The sequence below is a fragment of the Peribacillus sp. TH27 genome (assembly GCF_016650915.1).
Taxonomy (GTDB): domain Bacteria; phylum Bacillota; class Bacilli; order Bacillales; family DSM-1321; genus Peribacillus; species Peribacillus butanolivorans.
This window is the reverse complement of the sequence record NZ_JAEKEV010000002.1, coordinates 3,709,334-3,733,229: the sequence shown is the minus strand read 5'-3', so window position 1 is coordinate 3,733,229 and position 23,896 is coordinate 3,709,334. Positions and strand designations below refer to the sequence as shown.

At 39.3% G+C, this 23,896-nt stretch carries 23 protein-coding genes and 1 pseudogene; 5 read left to right on the top strand and 19 right to left on the bottom strand.

Annotated elements, in window-relative coordinates:
- The first annotated feature begins 122 nt into the window (after positions 1 to 122).
- On the top strand, positions 123 to 1,061 hold the full coding sequence (locus tag JFU24_RS19320; protein ID WP_201222790.1) for an oxidoreductase: 939 nt from the start codon (positions 123 to 125) through the stop codon (positions 1,059 to 1,061).
- A gap of 345 nt (positions 1,062 to 1,406) precedes the next feature.
- Here the strand turns inward: JFU24_RS19320 and JFU24_RS19315 are convergent, their stop codons facing one another.
- Entirely contained in the window at positions 1,407 to 1,847 is a 441-nt protein-coding gene (locus JFU24_RS19315; RefSeq protein ID WP_053348803.1) for a peptidylprolyl isomerase, read from the bottom strand.
- 160 nt (positions 1,848 to 2,007) lie between these two features.
- Between JFU24_RS19315 and JFU24_RS19310 the strand changes: the two genes are divergently transcribed.
- Complete coding sequence (locus tag JFU24_RS19310) at positions 2,008 to 3,000, top strand: NADPH:quinone oxidoreductase family protein (protein WP_201222788.1); 993 nt, start codon at positions 2,008 to 2,010, stop codon at positions 2,998 to 3,000.
- A 38-nt stretch (positions 3,001 to 3,038) separates the two neighbouring features.
- Here the strand turns inward: JFU24_RS19310 and JFU24_RS19305 are convergent, their stop codons facing one another.
- From JFU24_RS19305 to JFU24_RS19295, 3 genes are all read right to left on the bottom strand, one after another.
- On the bottom strand, positions 3,039 to 4,469 hold the full coding sequence (locus JFU24_RS19305) for a PAS domain-containing sensor histidine kinase (protein WP_207203212.1): 1,431 nt from the start codon (positions 4,467 to 4,469) through the stop codon (positions 3,039 to 3,041).
- 184 nt (positions 4,470 to 4,653) lie between these two features.
- Positions 4,654 to 5,082: a cell wall hydrolase gene (locus JFU24_RS19300; protein WP_201222786.1), complete on the bottom strand. Its 429-nt coding sequence runs from the start codon at positions 5,080 to 5,082 to the stop codon at positions 4,654 to 4,656.
- A 233-nt stretch (positions 5,083 to 5,315) separates the two neighbouring features.
- Positions 5,316 to 5,585 carry a DUF1292 domain-containing protein gene (locus tag JFU24_RS19295; RefSeq protein WP_053348799.1) on the bottom strand — a complete coding sequence of 90 codons (270 nt, stop codon included), beginning with the start codon at positions 5,583 to 5,585 and terminating at the stop codon, positions 5,316 to 5,318.
- Between the two features lie 384 nt (positions 5,586 to 5,969).
- Between JFU24_RS19295 and JFU24_RS19290 the strand changes: the two genes are divergently transcribed.
- The gene (locus tag JFU24_RS19290; RefSeq protein ID WP_056523096.1) at positions 5,970 to 6,356 is read left to right on the top strand and encodes a VOC family protein; all 387 of its coding nucleotides are present in this window, start codon (positions 5,970 to 5,972) and stop codon (positions 6,354 to 6,356) included.
- 271 nt (positions 6,357 to 6,627) lie between these two features.
- Here JFU24_RS19290 and JFU24_RS19285 read toward each other — a convergent pair whose 3' ends face one another.
- From JFU24_RS19285 to JFU24_RS19240, 10 genes are all read right to left on the bottom strand, one after another.
- Positions 6,628 to 7,986: an IS1182 family transposase gene (locus JFU24_RS19285; RefSeq protein WP_201180978.1), complete on the bottom strand. Its 1,359-nt coding sequence runs from the start codon at positions 7,984 to 7,986 to the stop codon at positions 6,628 to 6,630.
- 318 nt (positions 7,987 to 8,304) lie between these two features.
- Positions 8,305 to 8,664: a hypothetical protein gene (locus tag JFU24_RS19280; RefSeq protein ID WP_242485368.1), complete on the bottom strand. Its 360-nt coding sequence runs from the start codon at positions 8,662 to 8,664 to the stop codon at positions 8,305 to 8,307.
- Positions 8,665 to 8,910: 246 nt separating this feature from the next.
- Entirely contained in the window at positions 8,911 to 9,180 is a 270-nt protein-coding gene (gene rpsN / locus JFU24_RS19275; protein WP_053348793.1) for a 30S ribosomal protein S14, read from the bottom strand.
- A 128-nt stretch (positions 9,181 to 9,308) separates the two neighbouring features.
- Positions 9,309 to 9,458 carry a 50S ribosomal protein L33 gene (gene rpmG / locus JFU24_RS19270; protein ID WP_053348792.1) on the bottom strand — a complete coding sequence of 50 codons (150 nt, stop codon included), beginning with the start codon at positions 9,456 to 9,458 and terminating at the stop codon, positions 9,309 to 9,311.
- A 24-nt stretch (positions 9,459 to 9,482) separates the two neighbouring features.
- Positions 9,483 to 10,676, bottom strand: coding sequence for a GTP-binding protein (locus tag JFU24_RS19265; RefSeq protein WP_201222785.1), 1,194 nt, complete (start codon positions 10,674 to 10,676; stop codon positions 9,483 to 9,485).
- A 305-nt stretch (positions 10,677 to 10,981) separates the two neighbouring features.
- On the bottom strand, positions 10,982 to 11,152 hold the full coding sequence (locus JFU24_RS19260; RefSeq protein WP_201187105.1) for a hypothetical protein: 171 nt from the start codon (positions 11,150 to 11,152) through the stop codon (positions 10,982 to 10,984).
- A gap of 158 nt (positions 11,153 to 11,310) precedes the next feature.
- Positions 11,311 to 11,685: a nucleotide excision repair endonuclease gene (locus tag JFU24_RS19255; RefSeq protein WP_053348790.1), complete on the bottom strand. Its 375-nt coding sequence runs from the start codon at positions 11,683 to 11,685 to the stop codon at positions 11,311 to 11,313.
- A 344-nt stretch (positions 11,686 to 12,029) separates the two neighbouring features.
- A complete protein-coding gene (locus JFU24_RS19250) occupies positions 12,030 to 12,182 on the bottom strand; it encodes a YpzG family protein (protein WP_201187107.1) in 153 nt (50 codons plus the stop codon).
- A 108-nt stretch (positions 12,183 to 12,290) separates the two neighbouring features.
- Complete coding sequence (locus tag JFU24_RS19245) at positions 12,291 to 12,935, bottom strand: DUF4352 domain-containing protein (RefSeq protein ID WP_201222784.1); 645 nt, start codon at positions 12,933 to 12,935, stop codon at positions 12,291 to 12,293.
- Positions 12,936 to 12,955: 20 nt separating this feature from the next.
- Positions 12,956 to 14,329 carry an alkaline phosphatase gene (locus JFU24_RS19240; protein ID WP_274607084.1) on the bottom strand — a complete coding sequence of 458 codons (1,374 nt, stop codon included), beginning with the start codon at positions 14,327 to 14,329 and terminating at the stop codon, positions 12,956 to 12,958.
- A 115-nt stretch (positions 14,330 to 14,444) separates the two neighbouring features.
- On the opposite strand from JFU24_RS19240, the gene JFU24_RS19235 reads away from it, so the two are divergent.
- Positions 14,445 to 14,654, top strand: coding sequence for an SDR family oxidoreductase (locus JFU24_RS19235; RefSeq protein ID WP_342214752.1), 210 nt, complete (start codon positions 14,445 to 14,447; stop codon positions 14,652 to 14,654).
- 187 nt (positions 14,655 to 14,841) lie between these two features.
- Here the strand turns inward: JFU24_RS19235 and JFU24_RS19230 are convergent.
- From JFU24_RS19230 to purT, 3 genes and pseudogenes are all read right to left on the bottom strand, one after another.
- Positions 14,842 to 16,201, bottom strand: a pseudogene (locus JFU24_RS19230) (IS1182 family transposase).
- 417 nt (positions 16,202 to 16,618) lie between these two features.
- On the bottom strand, positions 16,619 to 17,977 hold the full coding sequence (locus JFU24_RS19225; RefSeq protein ID WP_201180978.1) for an IS1182 family transposase: 1,359 nt from the start codon (positions 17,975 to 17,977) through the stop codon (positions 16,619 to 16,621).
- A gap of 314 nt (positions 17,978 to 18,291) precedes the next feature.
- Positions 18,292 to 19,449, bottom strand: coding sequence for a phosphoribosylglycinamide formyltransferase 2 (purT, locus tag JFU24_RS19220; protein WP_201187111.1), 1,158 nt, complete (start codon positions 19,447 to 19,449; stop codon positions 18,292 to 18,294).
- 314 nt (positions 19,450 to 19,763) lie between these two features.
- Here purT and JFU24_RS19215 point away from each other — a divergent pair, with 314 nt between their 5' ends.
- On the top strand, positions 19,764 to 20,090 hold the full coding sequence (locus JFU24_RS19215) for a hypothetical protein (RefSeq protein WP_242485367.1): 327 nt from the start codon (positions 19,764 to 19,766) through the stop codon (positions 20,088 to 20,090).
- Positions 20,091 to 20,539: 449 nt separating this feature from the next.
- On the opposite strand, the gene JFU24_RS19210 is transcribed toward JFU24_RS19215, so the two are convergent.
- A complete protein-coding gene (locus tag JFU24_RS19210) occupies positions 20,540 to 21,733 on the bottom strand; it encodes a M14 family metallopeptidase (protein WP_201187113.1) in 1,194 nt (397 codons plus the stop codon).
- Positions 21,734 to 21,969: 236 nt separating this feature from the next.
- Positions 21,970 to 23,436 carry a catalase KatA gene (katA, locus tag JFU24_RS19205; RefSeq protein WP_201250308.1) on the bottom strand — a complete coding sequence of 489 codons (1,467 nt, stop codon included), beginning with the start codon at positions 23,434 to 23,436 and terminating at the stop codon, positions 21,970 to 21,972.
- Positions 23,437 to 23,896 lie beyond the last annotated feature (460 nt).

The following is a 23,896-nucleotide window of genomic DNA, read 5'->3' as shown; positions in this document are numbered from 1 at the left end:
AAATTAGACTTAACATGTTTTTCGATTTGATTACACTCTTTCACACCTCTAAATGTGACATATAGGAATTATTTAGGTATATGATAGATAGATATAGAATGTGTGGAAAGGTGTGGTTGGTGATGAGTGAAAAGTGGAATGGTGAAGAAATGGTAGATATAACTGGGAAAACGATTGTGATTACCGGAGCTAATAGCGGTATTGGCTTTGAAACAGCCTTTGTGCTCGCTAGTAAAGGGGCAGAGATAATTCTTGCGGTTCGGAATGCTTCAAAGGGCGAAAAGGCTGTCGAAAGAATTACCTCCGTCTACCCTAAGGCGGACGTACGAGTGATGCAGCTCGATTTAAGTGATTTAAGCAGCATTCGTCATTTTGCTGATTCCTATTTGGAAAACTATGACTCACTTTCTGTTCTTATCAATAATGCAGGTGTCATGATCCCGCCTTACAGTAAGACGAAGGACGGTTTCGAGCTACAATTAGGAAGCAATCATCTCGGTCATTTTGCTTTGACAGGTCTGCTTCTTCCGTGTATTCTCTCTACACCAAAATCGAGGGTTGTCACATTAAGCAGCTTAGCCGCCATCAATGGATTTATTGACTTCGATAACTTAAATGGTGAAACTAATTATAAACCCATGAAATACTATGGGCAAAGTAAGCTCGCCAATCTTCTCTTCGCCCGCGAATTACAGAACAAGTTCAATCAGCACCAAGCCGACTCGATTAGTGTTGCCTGTCACCCTGGCCTTGCTCATACGAATCTTATGTCACGCGGATCAGGAAGACCGGTAAATAAGTTCGTCCACTTTCTTTCCAAAACTATCACCCAGCCTGCAAGCATGGGGGCGCTTCCGACTCTGTACGCCGCGACGGAACCTACCTTAACAGGCGGAGAATACATCGGACCCGATGGAAAGAAAGGCAGAAAAGGCTTTCCTAAAAAAGACGATATTATTAATACTTTATATAATGAGGAAACCTCGAAGAAATTGTGGGATATTTCGGAAACTATGACAGGTGTCAAATATAGTTTCACCGCAGACATATACAATAAATAATCATCGAGTCAATCACTTATAAAACATTCATTAAAAGAGCAATTTTCAATGCTCTTTTTTATTTTTCCCTTTTCAATAGAATGGGTGAGCCTATAAAAGAAAGAAACTAAAAACATTAAAGAGGTGCGTAAATGCTTAATAATGAAAAAATCACTTTATATCCACTATTCTCAATGAAAGCAAAAGAGACCGAATGAATAAAAGGCAGGCAAGTTTTTATCTCAAATAGGTTAGCTGTTGCCTCCCCCCTCTCATCTTCTTTCCGGATATGCTATGCGGTCCACACTAACATGGATTTTAAGACCAAAAAAAGAGGAAGCATAATGCTTCCTCTTTCTACATCCATTATTCAGCGTCAAAAACTTCGACTTTCTCCATTTTGTCGCCATTTTTCATAGCTTTAGCTGTTTCAAGTCCAGATGTTACTTTACCGAATACCGTGTGGACACCGTTAAGATGTGGTTGCGGTGCGTGAACGATAAAGAATTGGCTTGAGCCAGTGTCTTTTCCAGCATGTGCCATAGATAGGCTGCCTGCTTCATGTTTATGAGGATTTCCTACAGTTTCACACTTGATCTGTGTGCCGCTTCCGCCTGCACCTGTACCTGTTGGATCTCCACCTTGGCTTACGAAACCTGGGATGACACGGTGAAATACTACGCCGTTATAAAATCCTGTGTTCGCTAAGTTTTCGAAGTTAGCTACTGTGTTTGGTGCTTCGTTCGGGAAAAGATCGAATTCGATTTTTTCTCCATTTTCCATAAGTATGTATCCTTTTTTAGCCATGTAAAACATCTCCTTTAATATAAACTGAATCAAACCTTATAGTAACATTTTTAGAAGAAGAAAGAAAAGATAGAGCCATTTATTTCGAATTCAATCATTATACAGCTTACCGTCTTTTCTTATATAATTAGAATGATTTAAATCAAAGGGGGAACTAATTATGGTACAACGATTTGATGCATTAGTCGTGGACAAGCAAGAGGACCAATTTTCCGTTAGCATACAGGGACTAACACTTGATGACTTACCTCAAGGCGAAGTGCTCATCCGCGTTCATTATTCAGGTGTGAATTATAAAGATAGCCTAGCTAGCATTCCGAATGGAAACATAGTCACAAACTATCCAATTGTTCCGGGAATTGATTTAGCTGGTGTCGTCGTTTCATCAGAGAATCCCCATTTTAAAGAGGGAGACGAAGTCATTGCGACTTCCTATGGAATCGGCGTTTCCCAATCCGGGGGCTATAGTGAATTTGCCCGCGTTCCTGCAGAGTGGATTGTTCCACTTCCTGAGGGCCTTACATTGAAAGAAGCGATGGTTATCGGGACGGCTGGTTTTACTGCGGCCTTATCGGTTCTCCGTCTAGAAGAAAATAACCTCACTCCTGATCAAGGAAGTGTTCTCGTAACTGGTGCAACAGGTGGGGTCGGCAGCTTTGCAGTCTCGATACTTTCCAAACTTGGCTATTCGGTTGAGGCGAGTACAGGAAAAGAATCAGAACACGGGTACCTTAAGGAAATTGGTGCCTCAACAATTGTATCACGTGAAGATGTCTACAATGGCAAGCTTCGGGCACTAGGCAAACAAAAGTGGAGTGGTGCGGTTGACCCAGTTGGCGGAGAACCACTTGCTTCTGTCCTTAGTCAAATTCAATACGGAGGTTCTGTTGCGGTAAGTGGATTAACAGCAGGTACCAATCTACCAGCTACTGTCTTTCCATTCATCCTAAGAGGTGTTAATTTACTCGGAATTGATTCCGTGAATTGCCCAATGGATACGAGATTGAAGGTTTGGCAGCGACTCGCTACCGATTTTAAGCTGGCACATTTAGAACAGCTCATACAACGGGAAATTACCCTTAAAGATTTACCGGATGTCCTTCCTACCCTTTTAAAAGGGGAAGCAAGAGGCAGAACAATCGTTAAACTATAAACCAAAAAGTGACGAGAGCATTGACTTCTCGTCACTTTTCATTGTGAATTTTTATCGATAGGGAGAATGATATCAACGATGGTTCCTTTTCCTACTTCACTACTAAATTGGATTTCACCCTTATGCTCATGAATGATTTTAGTACTGACCATGAGTCCTAATCCTGTTCCTTTTTCCGTTGTACTATAAAAAGGCTGTCCTAAATGCTTTATACGCTCTTCTGAGATTCCACTACCCTGATCAATAAAGGAGATAACTATGGATTCCCCTTCATATTTTAACTGAATATGCAGTTTCCCTCCTTTAGGCATTGCTTCTATCGCATTATTAACGACATTAGTAAACACCTGTTTTAACTGAGTAGGCTCACCAAGGACCCATGCAAAATTCTTTTTATATTCTTTGATAATTTCAACGTCATTTATTATCGCCTGAAACTCGGCTAACATAATTACACTGTCTAATATATCGGTAAGCTGAATCGATTCCCAAACCTTCGCTTCAGGCTCTGCTAAGCTCAAAAATTCATTGGCTAAAATTTCAATTTTCTCAACTTCACTTACAGTCATTTCAAGATAGTCCTTTTTATCAGGGCTTTCTCTCAATAGTTGTAAAAATCCTTTAACCGTTGTTAACGGATTCCTTATTTCATGTGCAATACCCGCAGCCATCTGCCCCACCGCAGATAGCATGTTAGATTTACAAAGTATTTCTTCTGTTTTCTTACGCTCGGTAATATCTCTGCAAAACACCTGTATGGCTGGACGGTCCTTATAAATAATCGGAAGTCCAAGTGTTTCTCCATAAAATTCTTGTCCATCAAGTCTAATGAACTTTTGCTCCAATAAATCAACTGCTTTATAATCGTCTCTCATTATCTTGATTCGTTTTTTTACAGTTTCTAGAGAATCAGGGTGAACGAACTGAAAAACGGACATGCCAATAATATCATCTACACTATCCATACCTAGCATTTTTGCCCCCATAGGATTCATATACTCAATGACCCCATTACGATGCACAAAAATCGCTTCAGGTGATACTTCCACTAAACTGCGATACCTTTCTTCACTTTCCTTCAAGGCAGCTTCAGCAAGCTTTTGATCCGTGATATCCCGATAAACGAAGGACAATGCACTCGGCTCATTTTTATTGTCTCGGATAGTAAAAAGGGAGATGCTCACATTGATTAACTGGCCATCTTTTCTTTGTCTAACCGTTTCAAAGCCTTTCTTTTGTTCCCCTTCCCTAACCTGGCTATGCAATTCATTTACTGACTCCTTCAAGAATTCAGGAATAATCGGAAACGGCTTACCTATTATTTCATCATTTTTCCAACCAAAAAAATCTTCAAAAGCAGAATTAACTTGAAGGGTTTTTCCTTCCAGATCAACGATAGAAATGGCGTCCGCATTATTCTCCATGAAAGACTTAAGTTGCTCTGCGATTTCCTCCGACTGTTCTCCCATTTGCCTTTGCCCATAATTAACAAGCCTTTTACTCATCAATTTTTTTATTCCTTTCTTATCCGGAAATTTACTGTCTCAATTTTACAGTATCAGTAAATCATTTGCTAGTTTTAGCATATGATATTTTGATTACATAATTGACACACAAAGAGGCCAAACCTCCATATAAGGTTCAGCCTCTTTTCTAAAATGTATTATAAATATTTTCACATTCTGTACCTGTGGGTTCATAAAAACAATGAAGCTTAAAACGCCCTACTAAAGGCTGGTTATACCAGGTTGCCGGACAATCTCCCGGTGGCCTGAAGTACCATAGGCTAAATTTTGAAGGCCATATCCTTTCACCATTTACACTACGACGCGCAAGTCTTTTTTCTCTCTCTCTTGCTCGTTGATAAAAATAACCTTTTTGAACAGCTTCGAAGGCATGTTCCTGATAAACCATATCCGGAATCGTTCTTAATCCTAAAAAATCGGAACAGTTCGACCTTATTCGGTTGACTCCAACATTCCCAATCATCAGCATGCCTTGATCACCTTCGCTCTCACCTTCAGCTCTAAGCAACCTTGCCAACAATGCAATATCAGAATCCGTATGTTTTACGACGGCCATTCTATCACCTCCACTTTTTTTATCCTATGCCTAGTGGGTAGAAAAATGACTTCTTGATTTAACAAAACCTTCATACACACTACATGCCCTTTCAACAATGCGGCACTATACTTAAGTAAGGCTGGATAGCACGCGTGGCTATCAAGGTATTTGGCGAAGGCGGGGCCAGTACTAGTACTTTTTATACATATAAAAAAGACGACACCCAATGTGCCGTCTTTTCCAGTTTCCCATCAATCCTGCGGATCAAAAGCTGCTTCGAACGCTAGGGATACCTTTTCGAACTCCTCGTCCGTTTCGATATCGATTAGCTCTCCTTCACCCTCGACTCTGAAAAAGAAAATATCAATATCATCCTCTGTATCTTCTTCAATATCTTCAAGCAAGCCCACTGCTACATATTCCGTTCCTTCTACATCTAATGATCCTAGAACTTCAACTTCATGGCCCTCGTCATTGTCATCAGTAAGGGTGAAAACTTCACCTTCTCGAATTTTTCCCATAATATCTCTCCTCTCATATCCATTAATAATGGCGTTGTTCCCATAGTATATCTACTATTTCATATAGAAACAAATTTTTGCTTACAAAAAGATAAATTCTTTTCTTTCTTTGAAATATGTCACTATAGCCTCAATATATTTTTCGTATTCCCCTGTCCTTAACAAATGACTTCTCCACTATACATGTGTAGACAATACTTTTTCTTCATTAAATATTGTCTATTGATTTATCGATCACTTTTCACGATTTACCAGTCCATTCTTCCTTCATTAATCATTTTTTTAATAATCAGACAAACACTACCTCAAATTGTAATTTTATTACGAATAATGTTATATATACTAGTATTAGCATATTGCACCTAAACAGAAGGAGGAAGTTCCTTGGCTATAAAAAGAGTCGATCATATTGGAGTTGTTGTTAGAGATCTTGAAAAATCCATAACCTTTTATCAGGATGTTTTAGATTTAAAATTGAAATCGCGGGTGCCACATACAGATGGGGTAATCCAACTAGCATTCCTTGGATACAATGATTCAAACGAAACAGAAATTGAATTAATTCAAGGTTATAGCGACACGCTGCCATCCGAAGCAACAATTCATCATTTTGCCATCAGTGTCGATGATATAGAAGAAGAATATGCTCGGATTCAAGGCTTTGAAAACGTCGAGCTAATTGATCAGGAAATTGTTACCCTGCCCAATGGTTATCGCTATTTCTACATATATGGACCAGAAAAAGAATGGATTGAATTTTTCCAAAGATAATTATTAATAAAAAAGCAGAGTTGCTAAAACTTCTGCTTTCTTTGCGTTGCATCATAAAACACCTCTCTTTTACAGCAATGCTGAAATATATGGCTATATCATACCTACTAAAGGAATCCCCCTTCTCTTTAACCAAAATAAAAAGAACCTTACAGGTTCTTTCAGTTTGTAGACAAAAGGGGTTCGGAATGTTTTAATTCCGGACCCCTTTTGAAATTCCCTTTGAATTTTGCTCATGATTAAGAGATTGGGCCTCTACGAGCCCACTTTATTAAGCCATTCTTGGACCTTGCCATGTCCAATTGGCTATCTTCTTTAAATTCATGGCAGCGAAAGTAAGCATCGCCTGCATCGACAATTTTTTAAGTCCCCTTAAAGTAGTCCAACGCATACCATGCTTTTCTTTTGCATCTGCGAATACACGCTCTATTGTTTCTTTACGTTTCGCATATATAGGTTTTACATCCTTGTGATGACGCAGATGATCTGCTTCTTCCATATAATTTTGCCAGATATGGCGTGTCACCACTTTTTGATGGTCTTTGCTTACTGTACACTGTGATAAAAATGAGCATGTCGCACAAGTGTGTTTGGGTGATTTGTACTCGCGATAGCCCTCTTTATTTGTTGTTGAGTACTTTAAAATCTCGCCCGATGGGCAGAGATAACAATCAAAATGTTCATCGTAAACATAGTCATGCTTGCGAAAGAACCCTTCTTTTGTTCGTGGACGTGTATAGGGTAAAGCTGGTGTGATTTCTTTCCCAAAAAGGTAGCTTGTAATGGCTGGTGTTTTGTAAGCTGCATCTGCGGCAACAGCTTCAGGTTTTCCAACTTTCTCAATCACTTGTTCAACAAGAGGCTCTAAGATATGACTATCATGCGTATTTCCCGGTGTTACAATCGTCCCCAGCACAAAACCGTTGCGGTCCGCAGCCGCATGAAATGAATAGGCAAACTGTTTTGTTCGTTCATCTTTTACATAGTAGCCACTCTCAGGGTCAGTTGTACTTTCTTTAATTTCTTTGGTTTCTTCTTTATCAAATTTATCCGGTGGAAAAGGCTTCTTTCCATTGTTTTCACGATCTTGATTTATTTCTTCTTGAAGGCGTCCTTGATATGCTCGTGTTTCCTTACGAACGATTTTCTTTTCGAATTTTCGCTTATTCGCACTGGCTTTCACATGTGTTGAATCAACGAATACGTGCTCTGCACTTATTAACTTTCTTTCTGAAGCTGTCATTAAGATACGATAAAAAATCCGTTCAAACAGGTCTGTATCTTTAAAGCGACGCTCATAATTTTTCCCGAACGTTGAGAAGTGAGGTACTTTATCATGGAAACCGTAACCTAAAAACCAACGGTAAGCCATATTCGTTTCAACTTCTTCAATCGTTTTACGCATCGAACGAATACCGAAGGTATATTGAATGAATGTCAATTTAACTAAAATAACTGGATCAATACTTGGGCGCCCTATCTCTGAATACATATCTTTCACCAAGTCATAAATGAAAGTGAAGTCAATGGCTCCCTCAATTTTACGAACCAAATGGTTCGCTGGCACCAGTTGATCCAAAGTAATCATTTCAAGTTGATCTCGCTGAATAGAATTATGTTTCGAAAGCATCGTCATCACCTCAAGTTTTAATACTTCTATATTAAAACAAAAAGGACTGTAGGCAAAAGTGGTTATATCTAATTGTTAAAACAAAGTTGATTGGAACGGAAGGTGCGAGACTCCTGCGGGAAATGCGTGTCCAAGGGAGACCCCACAGGCGCAAAGGCGCCGAGGAGGCTCCCTGACCGCCCGCGGAAAGCGAGTGCCTGGAGTGGAAATCAACGTCGAATTTTTACAACCCCTCAAAAAAACTGTAGACAAACTCGATTTTCATCGAGTTTGTCTACAGTCTGAAAGAACCTTACAGGTTCTTTTTTGGTTTAGTTGTTAGAATGCATATTTGAATAACCCATAATATAACGGTCCAAGACAGACGACTAATGTGATTGCAGTCAATAATTTACTAATAGAATCAGGTAATTCTTCTGCTTTCTTATCACTATTGTAGTTTTTGCTCATAAAGCTGAAAATAATATCCCATAGCAAAGAACCAACAAATACGCATTTCCATACCAGAGGTGTAAGGATAGAGGTTTTCGTTATGTACCCAAATAACCCTACCCAAGTGATAATCGAAATGACAAAATCCATTTTTGCAAGAGAGGTTTTATAAGCACCTTTAATGAGAAAACCAATCGCGGCCGTTCCTAATATTCCTAAATAAATCATCCAAAATATATGTCCCATTTCTCATTCCTTCTTCCCTATGATTCTTCAATTATATGAAGAACCAAAGGAAAAGGAAATCTCTTAATAATTGAAGCCATTGTCCAAACGATGTAAGCAGAAGTTTTGCGTACAAGAACCACTACATCCACGAACATTCGATACAGGATTCAATGAAATAAAAAAGGAAGTGGTGTGAGGACTATTACGAATAAAGATGATTCAAGGGACCCTACCCCTGAATCACCTTTGCTTTTATCCCCGTTATTACCAGCTTGCCTTTTTGACACCAGGTAAATGTCCTTTATGAGCGAGGTCTCGAAAAACAATACGTGACATGTTAAATTTGCGCATATACCCACGCGGTCTTCCTGTTACTCCACAACGATTGTGAACACGTGTTGGTGAAGAGTCTCGTGGGAGTTTGGCCAATGCATCAAAGTCCCCTTTCTCTTTCAGTTCCCTACGGATCTCTGCATATTTTTCTACCATCGCCAACTGTTTTTGTGCTTTTACTACTTTAGATTTTTTGGCCATTTGAATCTCTCCTTTATTAAAATATAGAGAATGTTATTTAGGTTATATAATTCTATAAACTGTTCACGATTCGTTCCGCTACCTATCTTTCTTCATAAAACATAATCATTACGATTTAAAATTCAAAATTACTTCGTTTCACGGTGAAGCGTGTGTTTCTTTAAACGCGGGCAGTACTTTTTCAATTCAATTCGATCCGGGTTATTCCGCTTGTTTTTCGTTGTGATATAATTTCGGTCCCCTGTTTCTGTGCATGCTAAAGTGATGTTTACTCTCATCTTTGTTTCCTCCTATTTAGTTTTTTAATGAACTATTTCCGTAAAAGCAGGTAATGGATCTTCATACTGAGACCAATCCTGCTGCAACTCTATTTCCGTCAACAAGCATTGATCTAATTCATTTTCGATTTCCTGTTGATTCATTTGAATGCCAATCATCACTAGTTCCGTCATCCGGTCTCCGTAAAGATCATCCCAGCTTTTCAACAATTCAGGTTCATCCTGCAATATCTGCTGTTGTTCATCTTTAGGATAAGCTGCAATCCATTTACCTGCTCCCTGGATCATTAATGACGGTCCAGCCTGTGATAGCAGGCCTGCTGTATCATTTCTCGATGCCAACCAAAGGAAGCCCTTTGCCCTCACCACTTCCACCGGCCAACTTTCTAACCACGTCATCAGCCGCGATGGATGAAATGGCTTTTTCCTTCTGTAAACGAAGGAGGCTATCCCATATTCTTCGGTTTCTGGAATATGCTCTTCATTTAATTCCTTTATCCAGCCTGCTCCTTGGCTCGCCTTTTCAAAATCGAACAGATGGGTGTTCATGACTTCTTTTAGCGGCACCTGGGAATGACTCGTTTCAATGATCCGCGCATCAGGATTTATTTTTTGAAGAACCGCGTTCAATTCCGCAACTTCTTCTGCTTTCATTAAATCGATTTTATTTAAAAGAATCACATTAGCGAACTCTATTTGGTCAATCAATAGATCAACCACTTCCCTCTGATCGGCCTCATCGGTTGCCTGCATTCGATCAATAAGAGTTTCCCCTGAAGCGTAATCCTGCCAAAAGTTCTTCGCATCAACAACGGTAACCATCGTATCGAGCCGACAAAATTTTGATAAATCAATTCCCACGTTTTCATCAACATACGTGAAGGTTTGAGCGACTGGAACGGGTTCACTGATACCAGTCGATTCAATCACAATATAGTCGATATTACCTTTTGTGGACAGCTTTTCAACCTCAATCATTAAATCCTCACGAAGTGTACAGCATATGCAACCGTTCTGCATTTCCACCAACTTTTCATCTGTCCGAGTAAACCCTCCCTGTTTGACAAGGGACGCATCAATATTGACCTCACTCATATCATTGACGATGACCGCAACCTTCAGATTCTCTCGATTTTCAAGGATATGATTCAGCAGCGTCGTCTTTCCCGCACCAAGGTATCCACTTAAAACCGTAACGGGGATTTTCTTATTTCTCATTCACAAACACTCCTTAAACATATCTGCATTTTAAATCCATTCACAAATCAAAATCATTACGATTTATACCATAGGATTACTTTCTGTTTAAATCCACCCCCTTATAATAAAACGTAATCATTACTATTTGCAAGTTTTTTTAAAAATTTTATTGATTTCAATTTTCCTTCCATTACACCTTTTTTAATAGTATAAGAATCATAAAAATAAAAATAAATGGAGGCCCAATCACACATAACAGCATGTGTAAAGAACCTCCAGTGTTATTGTCATATTCACATTAAGCTACATCACCAATTTTAACCTTATTCCACCATTTCCAACTCTGAAGATTTTACTGTCTCTTGTTCAAAAGATTCAATCTCTCGTTGTTTCGCCAGTTTAGAAGCTTGTGACACGGACCACGTTAAATTCCCAAAGGCAATCACTGTCCCTACCGAGATAACTAACACCTTTTTACAAAGTATTTTCTTCAATAGCAACCTCCTGAAAATGTATTGGAATACTTCAAATATAAACCAACAATGTTAACCTAACATCAAGAAACTGTAAATGTACGGACTTATTTTTGTACTTTAGATGTAACAAAAAAAGCTGATTGCATAGGCAGTCAGCTTTTCATAGTTGATTCTTATTATTTATAAAACACTTTGTCGATATTGTATTTTGCATGAAGTTTGTTGATCATGTACGTTTCATAGATTTCACGTTCCATTGCGTCTTCTACAACAAGAATGTCAATTTTTTTGACTTCATTACGGTGTAACTTAATCGGAGAAACATTATCCTCGAAATGTTTTTTGACTCTTTGTCTTAATTTACGTGCTTTTCCGACAAAAATCAGCTCATCATTTTCGTTATAAAACATGATGATGCCGCCTTTATCACGGGGAATTAAATGAAAATCAATGAACCCGTAAATTTCTGGGATGATCGCTTCGTCTCCCTCTATTACTTGTTTCCTTTGTTTAATGCTTATATCCGCTGCAGGGATCTCAATATTTATCATTAAAAATCACGTCCTCTATTTGTGTAAGGTAAAACTTCCAACATTGGGCCTGTTTACCCTTTGATGGTTAATATGCACAAAACCAAAATTGCTGCGCCCTGTGTCAACGCCTGGCAACTTACGCCCGGCTCTGCTTTATTCCTAAAGGTAAATGTTATCATAATTATGAAGGAAAAGCCATGCATGCCTTATTTGAGCGTTTATAAGCGATATAGATTGCAATCATGGAAATCAGTGAAAGAACACATATATTAAAAACCTATATCACGGTCCTATGTATACTTTACCCCAACATATAAAGAAGAAGACCCGTTAAGAGTCTCCTTCTTTATCAGAAATATCCGTTACCACTTGTGAGCCTTTGCATTACTTTTTAGTTTAATGTTTGTTTGCGATTCTTGCGTATGGCCATTTACTTGAGACTTGGAACGCTTAGGTCTTGTCCAGTTATGGTGAAACTTTTGAGAATGTGGATCTAATTGATCTTTATAACTCATTCTGTATCACCTCATCAATAGGATTTGGATATTCTGTACACGTGATAGGTCATCCCTATCACATGTCCTAGTATTTGATTTTTGCAAGGCATTCATACACCACTATTATTAAAAAGTAAATTCCATGGACTTACCTTTTGAAAGGACCTTCCCTTGACTATCAATCGCATCACTTGTCATAAAGGAAATTCCCTTCACATCTTTAGCACTTAGAATGAAACCAATGTTCCCCTGCTTTGAGCCATTTCCTTCTATTTCCCCGTTCAGCTCTTCTAAGTAGATGTCATCTTCCCATGTCATATGTTTCCCACTGTCAGTTTCCAGAAAAGCAACCGGGGAGAACATAACGTTTTTCTCTGAAGTATTTTTGATTTCAACATTCACTTTTACGATATCGAATTCGTCATCATGTGTGTATCCATGAAAGAAATCAATCATACTGTAATCCGGGAAGGCATGCATCACCTTTATATCTTTGATTACTACCTCAATCGGACCGACCTTCAGAGACTCATTTGCCTTATTATAGGCCTTTAATGTTAGGTCACCTTTTGCATCGGAAACCGTTTGGCCGATTTGTTTCAGGTTAATATCATCAGGAAGTTGTGGATTCGGAACATAGACATCCTTTTTCACCAATGGTTGTGCAACTTCCTCCGTTTTTTCTTTCCCTTTCTGTTCGTCAAAAGCTGGTTGAGTGTTTAGAGCACCAAATGTGGTTAATAAAAGGGCACCAATAATTAGTTTGTTCACGGAATCCCTCCCAGAATTCATTACCTTTTCTTTAATAGATCAAAGATGATCTTAGCCTGGTCCGTATTATCAACCTGGCCGGCAAAGCGCTCTTTATATGGACCGTATGCATAGACCGGTACATCTTCACCTGTATGACCGCCGGTTGTCCACGCGGTATTAGTCCGATTATCAAATATTGCTTCTATAGCATTATCGATGTTCGTCACATTTTTTGTTTTAGCTGCATCTGAAACCGTTTTGATTTCATCTTTAGTCAGCTTGACTTTATTTTGATCAATATATTGTTTTAAAGTCTTTTCTACATCCGCGCCTTTTACGATCGCATCAGCCATAAAGTCAGGTGTACGTTTTGCAGCCTTAATCGGTTCACCGAACCAGTTATAAATACCCTTTGCTCCAATTGAGAATCCTCCAGTAGAATGGTCAGCAGTCGCCACTACCAAGGTATGCTTGTCTTTCTTTGCAAATTCAATGGCCGCTTTGTATGCTTTTTCAAAGTCCTCCATTTCACTCATCGCACCTACAATGTCATTATCATGTCCAGCCCAATCGACTTGGCTTCCTTCAACCATCAAGAAGAACCCATCTTTATCTTTGTTCAAACGCTGAATGGCTGAATTTGTCATGTCTTTCAAAGAAGGAGTTTCGTTTGGACGATCAATCATTTTCGGTAGTCCTTCTGAAGCAAACAAACCAAGAACCTGTTTATTTTTATCCTTTAACATTTGATTTTTATCGGTTACATAACTATAGCCATCTTTTTTGAAGGCTTTCGTCAAATCAATATCCGGTCGGACAAAATTGGATTTCCCACCACCTAGCAGGACGTCAATCTTATGTTTGCCATTAATTAATTCCTTATAATAATCATCCGCAATAGCATTCATGTTTTTCCGGCTTTCATCATGTGCACCAAAGGAGGCTGGTGTAGCATGAGTGATTTCCGAAGTCGCAACAAGTCCAGTCGCTTTTCCTCTTTCCTTTGCGGCTTCCAACACCGTTTTGACATTGGATTTATCATTATCAACAGCGATTGCAGCGTTATAGGTTTTCACACCTGCAGACATCGCCGTTGCCGCTGAAGCTGAATCCGTTATGTTTTGTGCAGAATCCTCTGGGTATGTCATCTGCTGACCAACCAAGTATTTATCAAACTCTGTCCTTTCTGCCACTGAAGTAGCAGGATTATCTTTTAAATACCGGTAAGCGGAGGTATAGGAAACACCCATGCCGTCACCTATCAAGAAAATGACGTTTCTAATTTCTGGTGATTTTTGTGATTTTTCCTTTGCCAACGCATCTTCATTAGTTGTGGACCATGTTAAACTTCCAATTGCTAAGGCAGAAACGAGGGTAATAGGCAAAAATCTTTTACTCAATTTACTCTTCAAAAAAATGACCTCCCATAAATTAGTTCATATATTTAATTAAACTATAAGGGAAGAAGATGAACCTAGTGTCAAGGAAATGTAAAAATGCAGCGGTTTAATTATTAAGACAGAGTAAATACAAATTAGGAAAAGACGGAGTCATCGTAATATAGTTCGAGGTGGACTGCTTCAACAAACGGATGCCAGTTCTGCTACTTCAGATGAGGTTTTCCAGATGATAATAGAAAGTACTCCACTCCAAAAAGTGACTGCCCCTGAAGAGGCAGCCGATGCTGTGTTATTCTTCACATCCCCCTGGAGCAGGGCTGTAACTAGTCGAACTTAGTTGTGGATTTTATGGATTAACCATGGAGATGGACAATCATGTCTAAAGTAAAAAAAAGCGCTCTATTCCAGAGCGCTTCAGTTTGTAGACAAAAGGGGTCCAGAATGTTTTAATTCTGGACCCCTTTTGAAATTCCCTTTGAATTTTGATCAAGATTAAGAGATTGGGCCTCTACGAGCCCACTTTATTAAGCCATTATTGGACCTTGCCATGTCCAATTGGCAATCTTCTTTAAATTCATGGCAGCGAATGTAAGCATCGCCTGCATCGACAATTTTTTAAGTCCCCTTAAAGTAGTCCAACGCATACCATGCTTTTCTTTTGCATCTGCGAATACACGCTCTATTGTTTCTTTGCGTTTCGCATATATAGGTTTTACATCCTTGTGGTGACGCAGATGATCTGCTTCTTCCATATAATTTTGCCAGATATGGCGTGTCACCACTTTTTGATGGTCTTTGCTTACTGTACACTGTGATAAAAATGAGCATGTCGCACAAGTGTGTTTGGGTGATTTGTACTCGCGATAGCCCTCTTTATTTGTTGTTGAGTACTTTAAAATCTCGCCCGATGGGCAGAGATAACAATTAAAATGTTCATCGTAAACATAGTCATGCTTGCGAAAGAACCCTTCTTTTGTTCGTGGACGTGTATAGGGTAAAGCTGGTGTGATTTCTTTCCCAAAAAGGTAGCTTGTAATGGCTGGTGTTTTGTAAGCTGCATCTGCGGCAACAGCTTCAGGTTTTCCAACTTTCTCAATCACTTGTTCAACAAGAGGCTCTAAGATATGACTATCATGCGTATTTCCTGGTGTTACAATCGTCCCCAGCACAAAACCGTTGCGGTCTGCGACTCGCATGAAATGAATAGGCAAACTGTTTTGTTCGTTCATCTTTTACATAGTAGCCACTCTCAGGGTCAGTTGAACTTTCTTTAATTTCTTTGGTTTCTTCTTTATCAAATTTATCCGGTGGAAAAGGCTTCTTTCCATTGTTTTCACGATCTTGATTTATTTCTTCTTGAAGGCGTCCTTGATATGCTCGTGTTTCCTTACGAACGATTTTCTTTTCGAATTTCCGCTTATTCGCACTGGCTTTCACATGTGTTGAATCAACGAATACGTGCTCTGCACTAATTAACTTTCTTTCTGAGGCTGTCATTAAGATACGATAAAAAATCTGTTCAAACAGGTCTGTATCTTTAAAGCGACGCTCATAATTTTTCCCGAACGTTGAGAAGTGAGGTACTTTATCATGGAAACCGTAACCTAAAAACCAACGGTAAGCCATATTCGTTTCAACTTCTTCAATCGTTTTACGCATCGAACGAATACCGAAGGTATATTGAATGAATGTCAATTTAACTAAAATAACTGGATCAATACTTGGGCGGCCTATCTCTGAATACATCTCTTTCACCAAGTCATAAATGAAAGTGAAGTCAATGGCCCCCTCAATTTTACGAACCAAATGGTTCGCTGGCACCAGTTGATCCAAAGTAATCATTTCAAGTTGATCTCGCTGAATAGAATTATGTTTCGAAAGCATCGTCATCACCTCAAGTTTTAATACTCCTATATTAAAACAAAAAAGACTGTAGGAAAAAGTGTTTATTTCTAATTGTTAAAACAAAGTTGATTGGAACGGAAGGTGCGAGACTCCTGCGGGAAAAGCGTGTCCAAGGGAGACCCCACAGGCGCAAAGGCGCCGAGGAGGCTCCCTGACCGCCCGCGGAAAGCGAGTGCCTGGAGTGGAAATCAACGTTCGAATTTTTACACCCCCTCAAAAAAACTGTAGACAAACTCGATTTTCATCGAGTTTGTCTACAGTCTGAAGCGCTCTATTCCAGAGCGCTTCAGTTTGTAGACAAAAGGGGTTCGGAATGTTTTAATTCCGGACCCCTTTTGAAATTCCCTTTGAATTTTGCTCATGATTAAGAGATTGGGCCTCTACGAGCCCACTTTATTAAGCCATTCTTGGACCTTGCCATGTCCAATTGGCTATCTTCTTTAAATTCATGGCAGCGAAAGTAAGCATCGCCTGCATCGACAATTTTTTAAGTCCCCTTAAAGTAGTCCAACGCATACCATGCTTTTCTTTTGCATCTGCGAATACACGCTCTATTGTTTCTTTACGTTTCGCATATATAGGTTTTACATCCTTGTGATGACGCAGATGATCTGCTTCTTCCATATAATTTTGCCAGATATGGCGTGTCACCACTTTTTGATGGTCTTTGCTTACTGTACACTGTGATAAAAATGAGCATGTCGCACAAGTGTGTTTGGGTGATTTGTACTCGCGATAGCCCTCTTTATTTGTTGTTGAGTACTTTAAAATCTCGCCCGATGGGCAGAGATAACAATCAAAATGTTCATCGTAAACATAGTCATGCTTGCGAAAGAACCCTTCTTTTGTTCGTGGACGTGTATAGGGTAAAGCTGGTGTGATTTCTTTCCCAAAAAGGTAGCTTGTAATGGCTGGTGTTTTGTAAGCTGCATCTGCGGCAACAGCTTCAGGTTTTCCAACTTTCTCAATCACTTGTTCAACAAGAGGCTCTAAGATATGACTATCATGCGTATTTCCCGGTGTTACAATCGTCCCCAGCACAAAACCGTTGCGGTCCGCAGCCGCATGAAATGAATAGGCAAACTGTTTTGTTCGTTCATCTTTTACATAGTAGCCACTCTCAGGGTCAGTTGTACTTTCTTTAATTTCTTTGGTTTCTTCTTTATCAAATTTATCCGGTGGAAAAGGCTTCTTTCCATTGTTTTCACGATCTTGATTTATTTCTTCTTGAAGGCGTCCTTGATATGCTCGTGTTTCCTTACGAACGATTTTCTTTTCGAATTTTCGCTTATTCGCACTGGCTTTCACATGTGTTGAATCAACGAATACGTGCTCTGCACTTATTAACTTTCTTTCTGAAGCTGTCATTAAGATACGATAAAAAATCCGTTCAAACAGGTCTGTATCTTTAAAGCGACGCTCATAATTTTTCCCGAACGTTGAGAAGTGAGGTACTTTATCATGGAAACCGTAACCTAAAAACCAACGGTAAGCCATATTCGTTTCAACTTCTTCAATCGTTTTACGCATCGAACGAATACCGAAGGTATATTGAATGAATGTCAATTTAACTAAAATAACTGGATCAATACTTGGGCGCCCTATCTCTGAATACATATCTTTCACCAAGTCATAAATGAAAGTGAAGTCAATGGCTCCCTCAATTTTACGAACCAAATGGTTCGCTGGCACCAGTTGATCCAAAGTGATCATTTCAAGTTGATCTCGCTGAATAGAATTATGTTTCGAAAGCATCGTCATCACCTCAAGTTTTAATACTTCTATATTAAAACAAAAAGGACTGTAGGCAAAAGTGGTTATATCTAATTGTTAAAACAAAGTTGATTGGAACGGAAGGTGCGAGACTCCTGCGGGAAATGCGTGTCCAAGGGAGACCCCACAGGCGCAAAGGCGCCGAGGAGGCTCCCTGACCGCCCGCGGAAAGCGAGTGCCTGGAGTGGAAATCAACGTCGAATTTTTACACCCCCTCAAAAAAACTGTAGACAAACTCGATTTTCATCAAGTTTGTCTACAGTCTGAAGCGCTCTATTCCAGAGCGCTTTTTAATATTACTTCTCTACCTTCAAACATTCCAAAGCACGGGCTGCATTCACTCGCGCAATTTCGACTGAATCGGCGGAAGATAAAGCAACAGCTACCCTTCTACCAACCTTCGTGACCGGTTTTCCAAAGACGCGCACTTGTGTATTCGGCAAAGCCAAGGCTTGTTCAACACCAACTATAGAATATTCCGATAACTCAACTGGCGCTTTTAACGGACGGCTGGCTCCTGGAGTAATCAGCGTGATTTCTGGAATTGGAAACCCTAGAATTGCTCTTACATGCAGGGCAAACTCCGATAAATTTTGGGTAGCTAATGTCACTAGCCCTGTATCATGCGGGCGTGGAGAAACTTCACTGAAATAGACTTTATCTCCAGATAGGAAAAGTTCTACCCCAAATAATCCGTATCCTCCAAGTTCATCTGTAATGGCTTGGGCAATTCTTTTCGCCTCTACGATTTGTGCTTCTGTCATATTATGAGGTTGCCAAGATTCAATATAGTCCCCACCCTGCTGAATATGACCGATTGGAGCACAAAACATCGTTCCATTTACTGCACGAACAGTAAGGAGCGTGATTTCAGAATCAAAACGAATAAATTCTTCAATTATCACTCGTCCATTTTGAACCCGGCCGCCTTCCATCGCAATTTGCCAACATTCTTCAAGATCATCTTCCGTACGGCAGACACTTTGCCCTTTCCCTGAAGAACTCATTAGCGGTTTTACGACATTAGGAAACCCAATCTCTTTGGCAGCTAGGACAAATTCTTCATATGTATCAGCAAATTTGTAAGCAGCAGTTGGAAGCTCTAGTGTTTCAGAAGCCAACCTTCTAATTCCTTCACGATCCATTGTTAACTTAGCCGCTCTTGCTGTTGGAATGACATGAAAGCCCTCATCCTCTAATTTGATTAATTCAGATGTGGCAATAGCCTCAATTTCCGGCACAATTAAATCGGGTTGTTCTTTTTCAACAATTTCCCTAAGCTGATTCGCATCCAGCATATCGATGACATAACTTCGATGAGCAACTTGCATTGCAGGTGCCTGTTCATAGCGGTCTACGGCAACGGTCTCTACACCAAGACGCTGTGCTTCAAGAATGACCTCTTTACCTAATTCACCCGAACCTAATAATAAAATCTTTTTCGATTTATACATCCAGTCTCTCCCCCTCCATGTCTTCAAAACCATTATATACGAACTATAAATGAATAAACACAAAATTTTATTCGTCTTTTCATTTATTTTTCTCTATTAATAGCAAGTGAACGTAATAAATACAGGTTTTTTAACAAATAAAACGCTTAACACAAAAACCAATATTTAATTCACACTTGACAACTAAGATTAATATGTTTTATGCTGGTTTTATATAATAAAATATATCGGCTGACTAGTTCACTAGAGGCTCTCTATTCAACAACATGAATAGGGGGCCTTTTCGTTATTATCAAATGAGGGAGGAATTTACTTTGCAAAAAGAATTACTAAGGCCTATGTTCCCTATTATGAAGGAGAAAAAAAATACCCGCTTAGAAGAGATGGAGTACCTACATCTGCCTGATAGAAAATTTTTTCAATGGTGCCAGCAGCAATATTCGCTGAATAAAGGAGTTTACAATACGATTGATAATTGGTTTTATGAATATGGTATCATCCATATCCTTAACCGTCGGATCAACCTTTTAGCCTTCTTGGAATTTGCTACTTCTCCAGAACAGGCAGCTGGAAAGACAAAGTTCATTAAATTTGGCAATGGCGGCCTAACAAAAAAACTTCAGGAATTCATCGCTCGTTAACATGGTTAACACTAAAGAATCCCACCTCAGTGAGAAGTCAAATTCCCTTCACTAAGGTGGGTATACAGAAGTAGATGTCGAAATTTGTTCTACGATTTTTTTTGTAAATGTAAGCGCTTTCTATTATAATAAACTTAGGTTGGATGGCATGCGTGGCCGTCAATGTATCTGGCGTAGGTGGGGCCGATACTAGCGCTAAAGGAGTCAAGCTTCTTTACCGTAAAACTATTAGTATACCTTTTAGGTAAGGGCTGCAATTTAAGTAATACGAATGCTGGAGAAAAATCGTTACTTTTAGGCTTAAAAACGAGTTAATCATGCAATCAATAAGGAAATTCAAACTTTACCTTATTATTGAAGCAGCCCTCATCGTTTCCGGTCTAATAGTTTATAAGACTAAAAGCTCTTCCCCTAAAGACCCGGAGTTGAGCTTTTTCACATGGACAAATTCACATATACAAACCAGCTAAAAAAATCCCCAGCGTTTTCTGATAAATCTCATCAAATTGTGTTAAAGGAAGCGGGTTTTTTCCTTTGCCGAGTTCAACGGTAAACCCTGGCCTCCGCCAATCCTGAATAAACCAATCCTTATATCCTGCATAACTATTAGCGGATTTGACGGGCTCATAACCGCTGACCCTCGCAAATTCATTGACGATCGTTTTAGACTCGGGTGGTTCCAAATCTTCAAACCCCCAATAAATGACCTCCCCTTGGGTATGAAAAGCAAGCACTCTGTCAAAATCACGTTTTCTTGTCAAATCAGCCATCGCAATTGCCTCTGGCTGCGTTAGCGGACCTTTTCCAGAATAATTTGCTGGTCCTGGCTTCGTTACCATATTGCGAGCTTGTTCTAGCTCCCATTTGGCGGGAAACTGATCATTCAGATCGACTCCATTGATATTAGCTTTCCAGCCGGAAAAATCCTCGCTATTATTATTCCATTCCACGAGCTGTGATTTCAATGAGGCATCAGCAGGTGGTCCTTTTAGAACCAGCTCCACTCCATCAGGATTCACCATCGGAACGAGAGATAGCATCGTCTGCTGATAATAAGGGAACAGAGATAGACTGCGGATCCCAGTTTGATTCGTGATTGCCATTAAATAATCATTTAAAAAAGTCATAATCACAGGGGTCGTAATCCACTCATTTGCATGAAATGAACCATCATAGTGCACTCGTTTGTCACCATTCCCAATCAGCACTTCAGGGATCTCCCTCCCGAGAACCGAATCTCCAATCGAGGATGTTTTAATAAAAGGATAAATGCTTTTCAGTCGTTTTACATCATTCATCATCATTTGATAATCATATTCCTGATTTCCTTGAACAAGCCTCCAAGTAATCCTTAATGGTACAGAAATCGTCTGGCCAATTTTCAAGGCATTCGCATTGAGACTAGGATTAACCAAAAATAGTGCATCCAATGGAAGATTGCGTGATTTGGCAATCGCCCATAAGGAATCCCCTTTCTTAATATGATGACCAGTCGTCGTAAAGCCCGGAATTTTGATCTTCTGTCCTATCTTAAGGGCAAGAGGATCAATCCCGCTATTGGAATCAATTATCAGTTGATAATTCACATTGAATAATTGGCTATAATGCCACAAGGAATCATTCTGCCGCACAAAAACGTCCATACTGCACCTCCACTTATCCAAATGTATGCTGGTTTGACCAAATTATTGCCAATTTTCATCCCAATAATGGGCTGTGCCAATACACAAATACAAACCGCTTTGGTTGGCCTCACTGTCACATTGGTCAAATAACCCAGCTCAATTTTCTCCACATCAAGCCGTTTAACCTTCAAATAAATACAGGCATCCATTTATAAATGGATGCCTGTTTGCTTTTAGTTAAGATTAAGAATTCATTATTTTATGCTTCTTGCTTCTTCTGGTACTACTAAGCCTAGACCTTCAGCAATGCGTGTTCCGTATTCTGGATCAGCTTTGTAGAAATGGCCAATTTGGCGAAGTTTGATTTCTTCTAATTCGACTGGTTTCATTGCTCCCACAATAGTCTCTACAAGTCTAGTTTTTTCTTCTTCACTCAATAGGCGGTATAAGTCACCTGCTTGAGTGTAGTGGTCATCACTGTTATGTCCTACTTGTGCAACTTGCCCAGTCACTTCAAATGGAGTGGTTTTATTTTCAGCTGTTTCAGCAGGGCCATCAAAACTATTAGGTTCATAATAAACTGAACCCTTGCCATTGTCATCCGCACGCATGAAGCCATCACGTTGATAGTTGCTTGCTTCCACTTTCGGACGGTTAACCGGAAGTTGGTTGTGGTTAGAACCAACACGGTAACGGTGTGCATCACCATATGCAAATAGACGTCCTTGAAGCATTTTGTCTGGAGAAGCTTCAATTCCTGGTACGAATGTTCCTGGTGAGAACGTAGCTTGCTCTACTTCTGCAAAATAGTTTTCAGGATTCCTATTCAATTCCATCCGGCCAAGTTCGATTAACGGGTAATCTTTTTGAGACCATACTTTTGTTACATCAAATGGATCGAAACGGTAGGTATCTGCATCTTCCAAAGGCATGATTTGTACGTATAATTTCCATGCAGGGAAGTCGCCTTTTTCAATTGCATTGAAAAGATCTTCCGTATGGTAATCAGGGTTTTCACCCGCAAGTTTTGCAGCAAGATTCACATCAAGATTTTTGATGCCTTGTTCTGTCTTAAAGTGATATTTCACCCAAACGCCTTGTCCTTCATCATTCACCCATTTAAATGTATGGCTTCCAAAACCATGTGTATGACGAAGTGTAGCCGGAATGCCTCGGTCAGACATTAGAATCGTTACTTGGTGTAAAGATTCTGGAGAATGTGACCAAAAATCCCAGACCGCAGTCGGGTTTTTCAAATGTGTTCTTGGATCTCTCTTTTGTGTATGGATGAAATCGGGGAATTTGATCGCATCGCGGATAAAGAATACAGGCGTATTGTTACCAACGATATCGTAGTTTCCTTCTTCCGTGTAGAATTTAACAGCAAATCCGCGTGGATCACGAACTGTATCAGCTGAGCCTAATTCGCCAGCTACTGTAGAAAAACGGATAAATAAATCTGTCTTCTTGCCAACACCATTGAAAAGCTTAGCTTTCGTATACTTAGAAAGGTCGTTCGTTACTTCGAAAGTACCGAATGCACCGGCACCTTTTGCATGAACTACCCGTTCAGGCACACGCTCACGGTTAAAGTGCGCTAATTTTTCTAATAAGTGTACATCTTGAATGAGTACAGGGCCACGTTGTCCCGCAGTGATTGAATTTTGGTTATCTCCAACTGGTGCACCCCAGCTAGTTGTAAGGTTTTTCTTATTAGTCATAATTGAACCACCTTTTCATTATTATTTATGTATATAATGATAAGCCTTATCAGAAAAAAATCAATACTTATTTATAATAATTTTAATATAATAATTAATTCATTAAGGTTATAATTGTTTATACTTTTATTTTAAATCCAGTAAAAGGAAATATCAAATTTTACAAATCGCTTTACTACAAGTTTCTTCGATTTTTTCATCCCTTTTACTGGTATTTCACTTCAATGTCACTTTTCCTTCATACTGCATGATTTTATCATTTCTATATCTAATAAGTTATTAATCGAGAATGAAGAAAAGTCTAAATATTTTCCATTATTTTCTTAAAAATTGGATAAATCTAGATCACTCTCTCATTTTATAACAAAGCATAAGATTCGCATGTGACAATGTTCACTTCTATTTTCTTTTTTAAAATCACAAGCAAAAGAGCTGCCATCCTTATATAAGGAATGGCAGC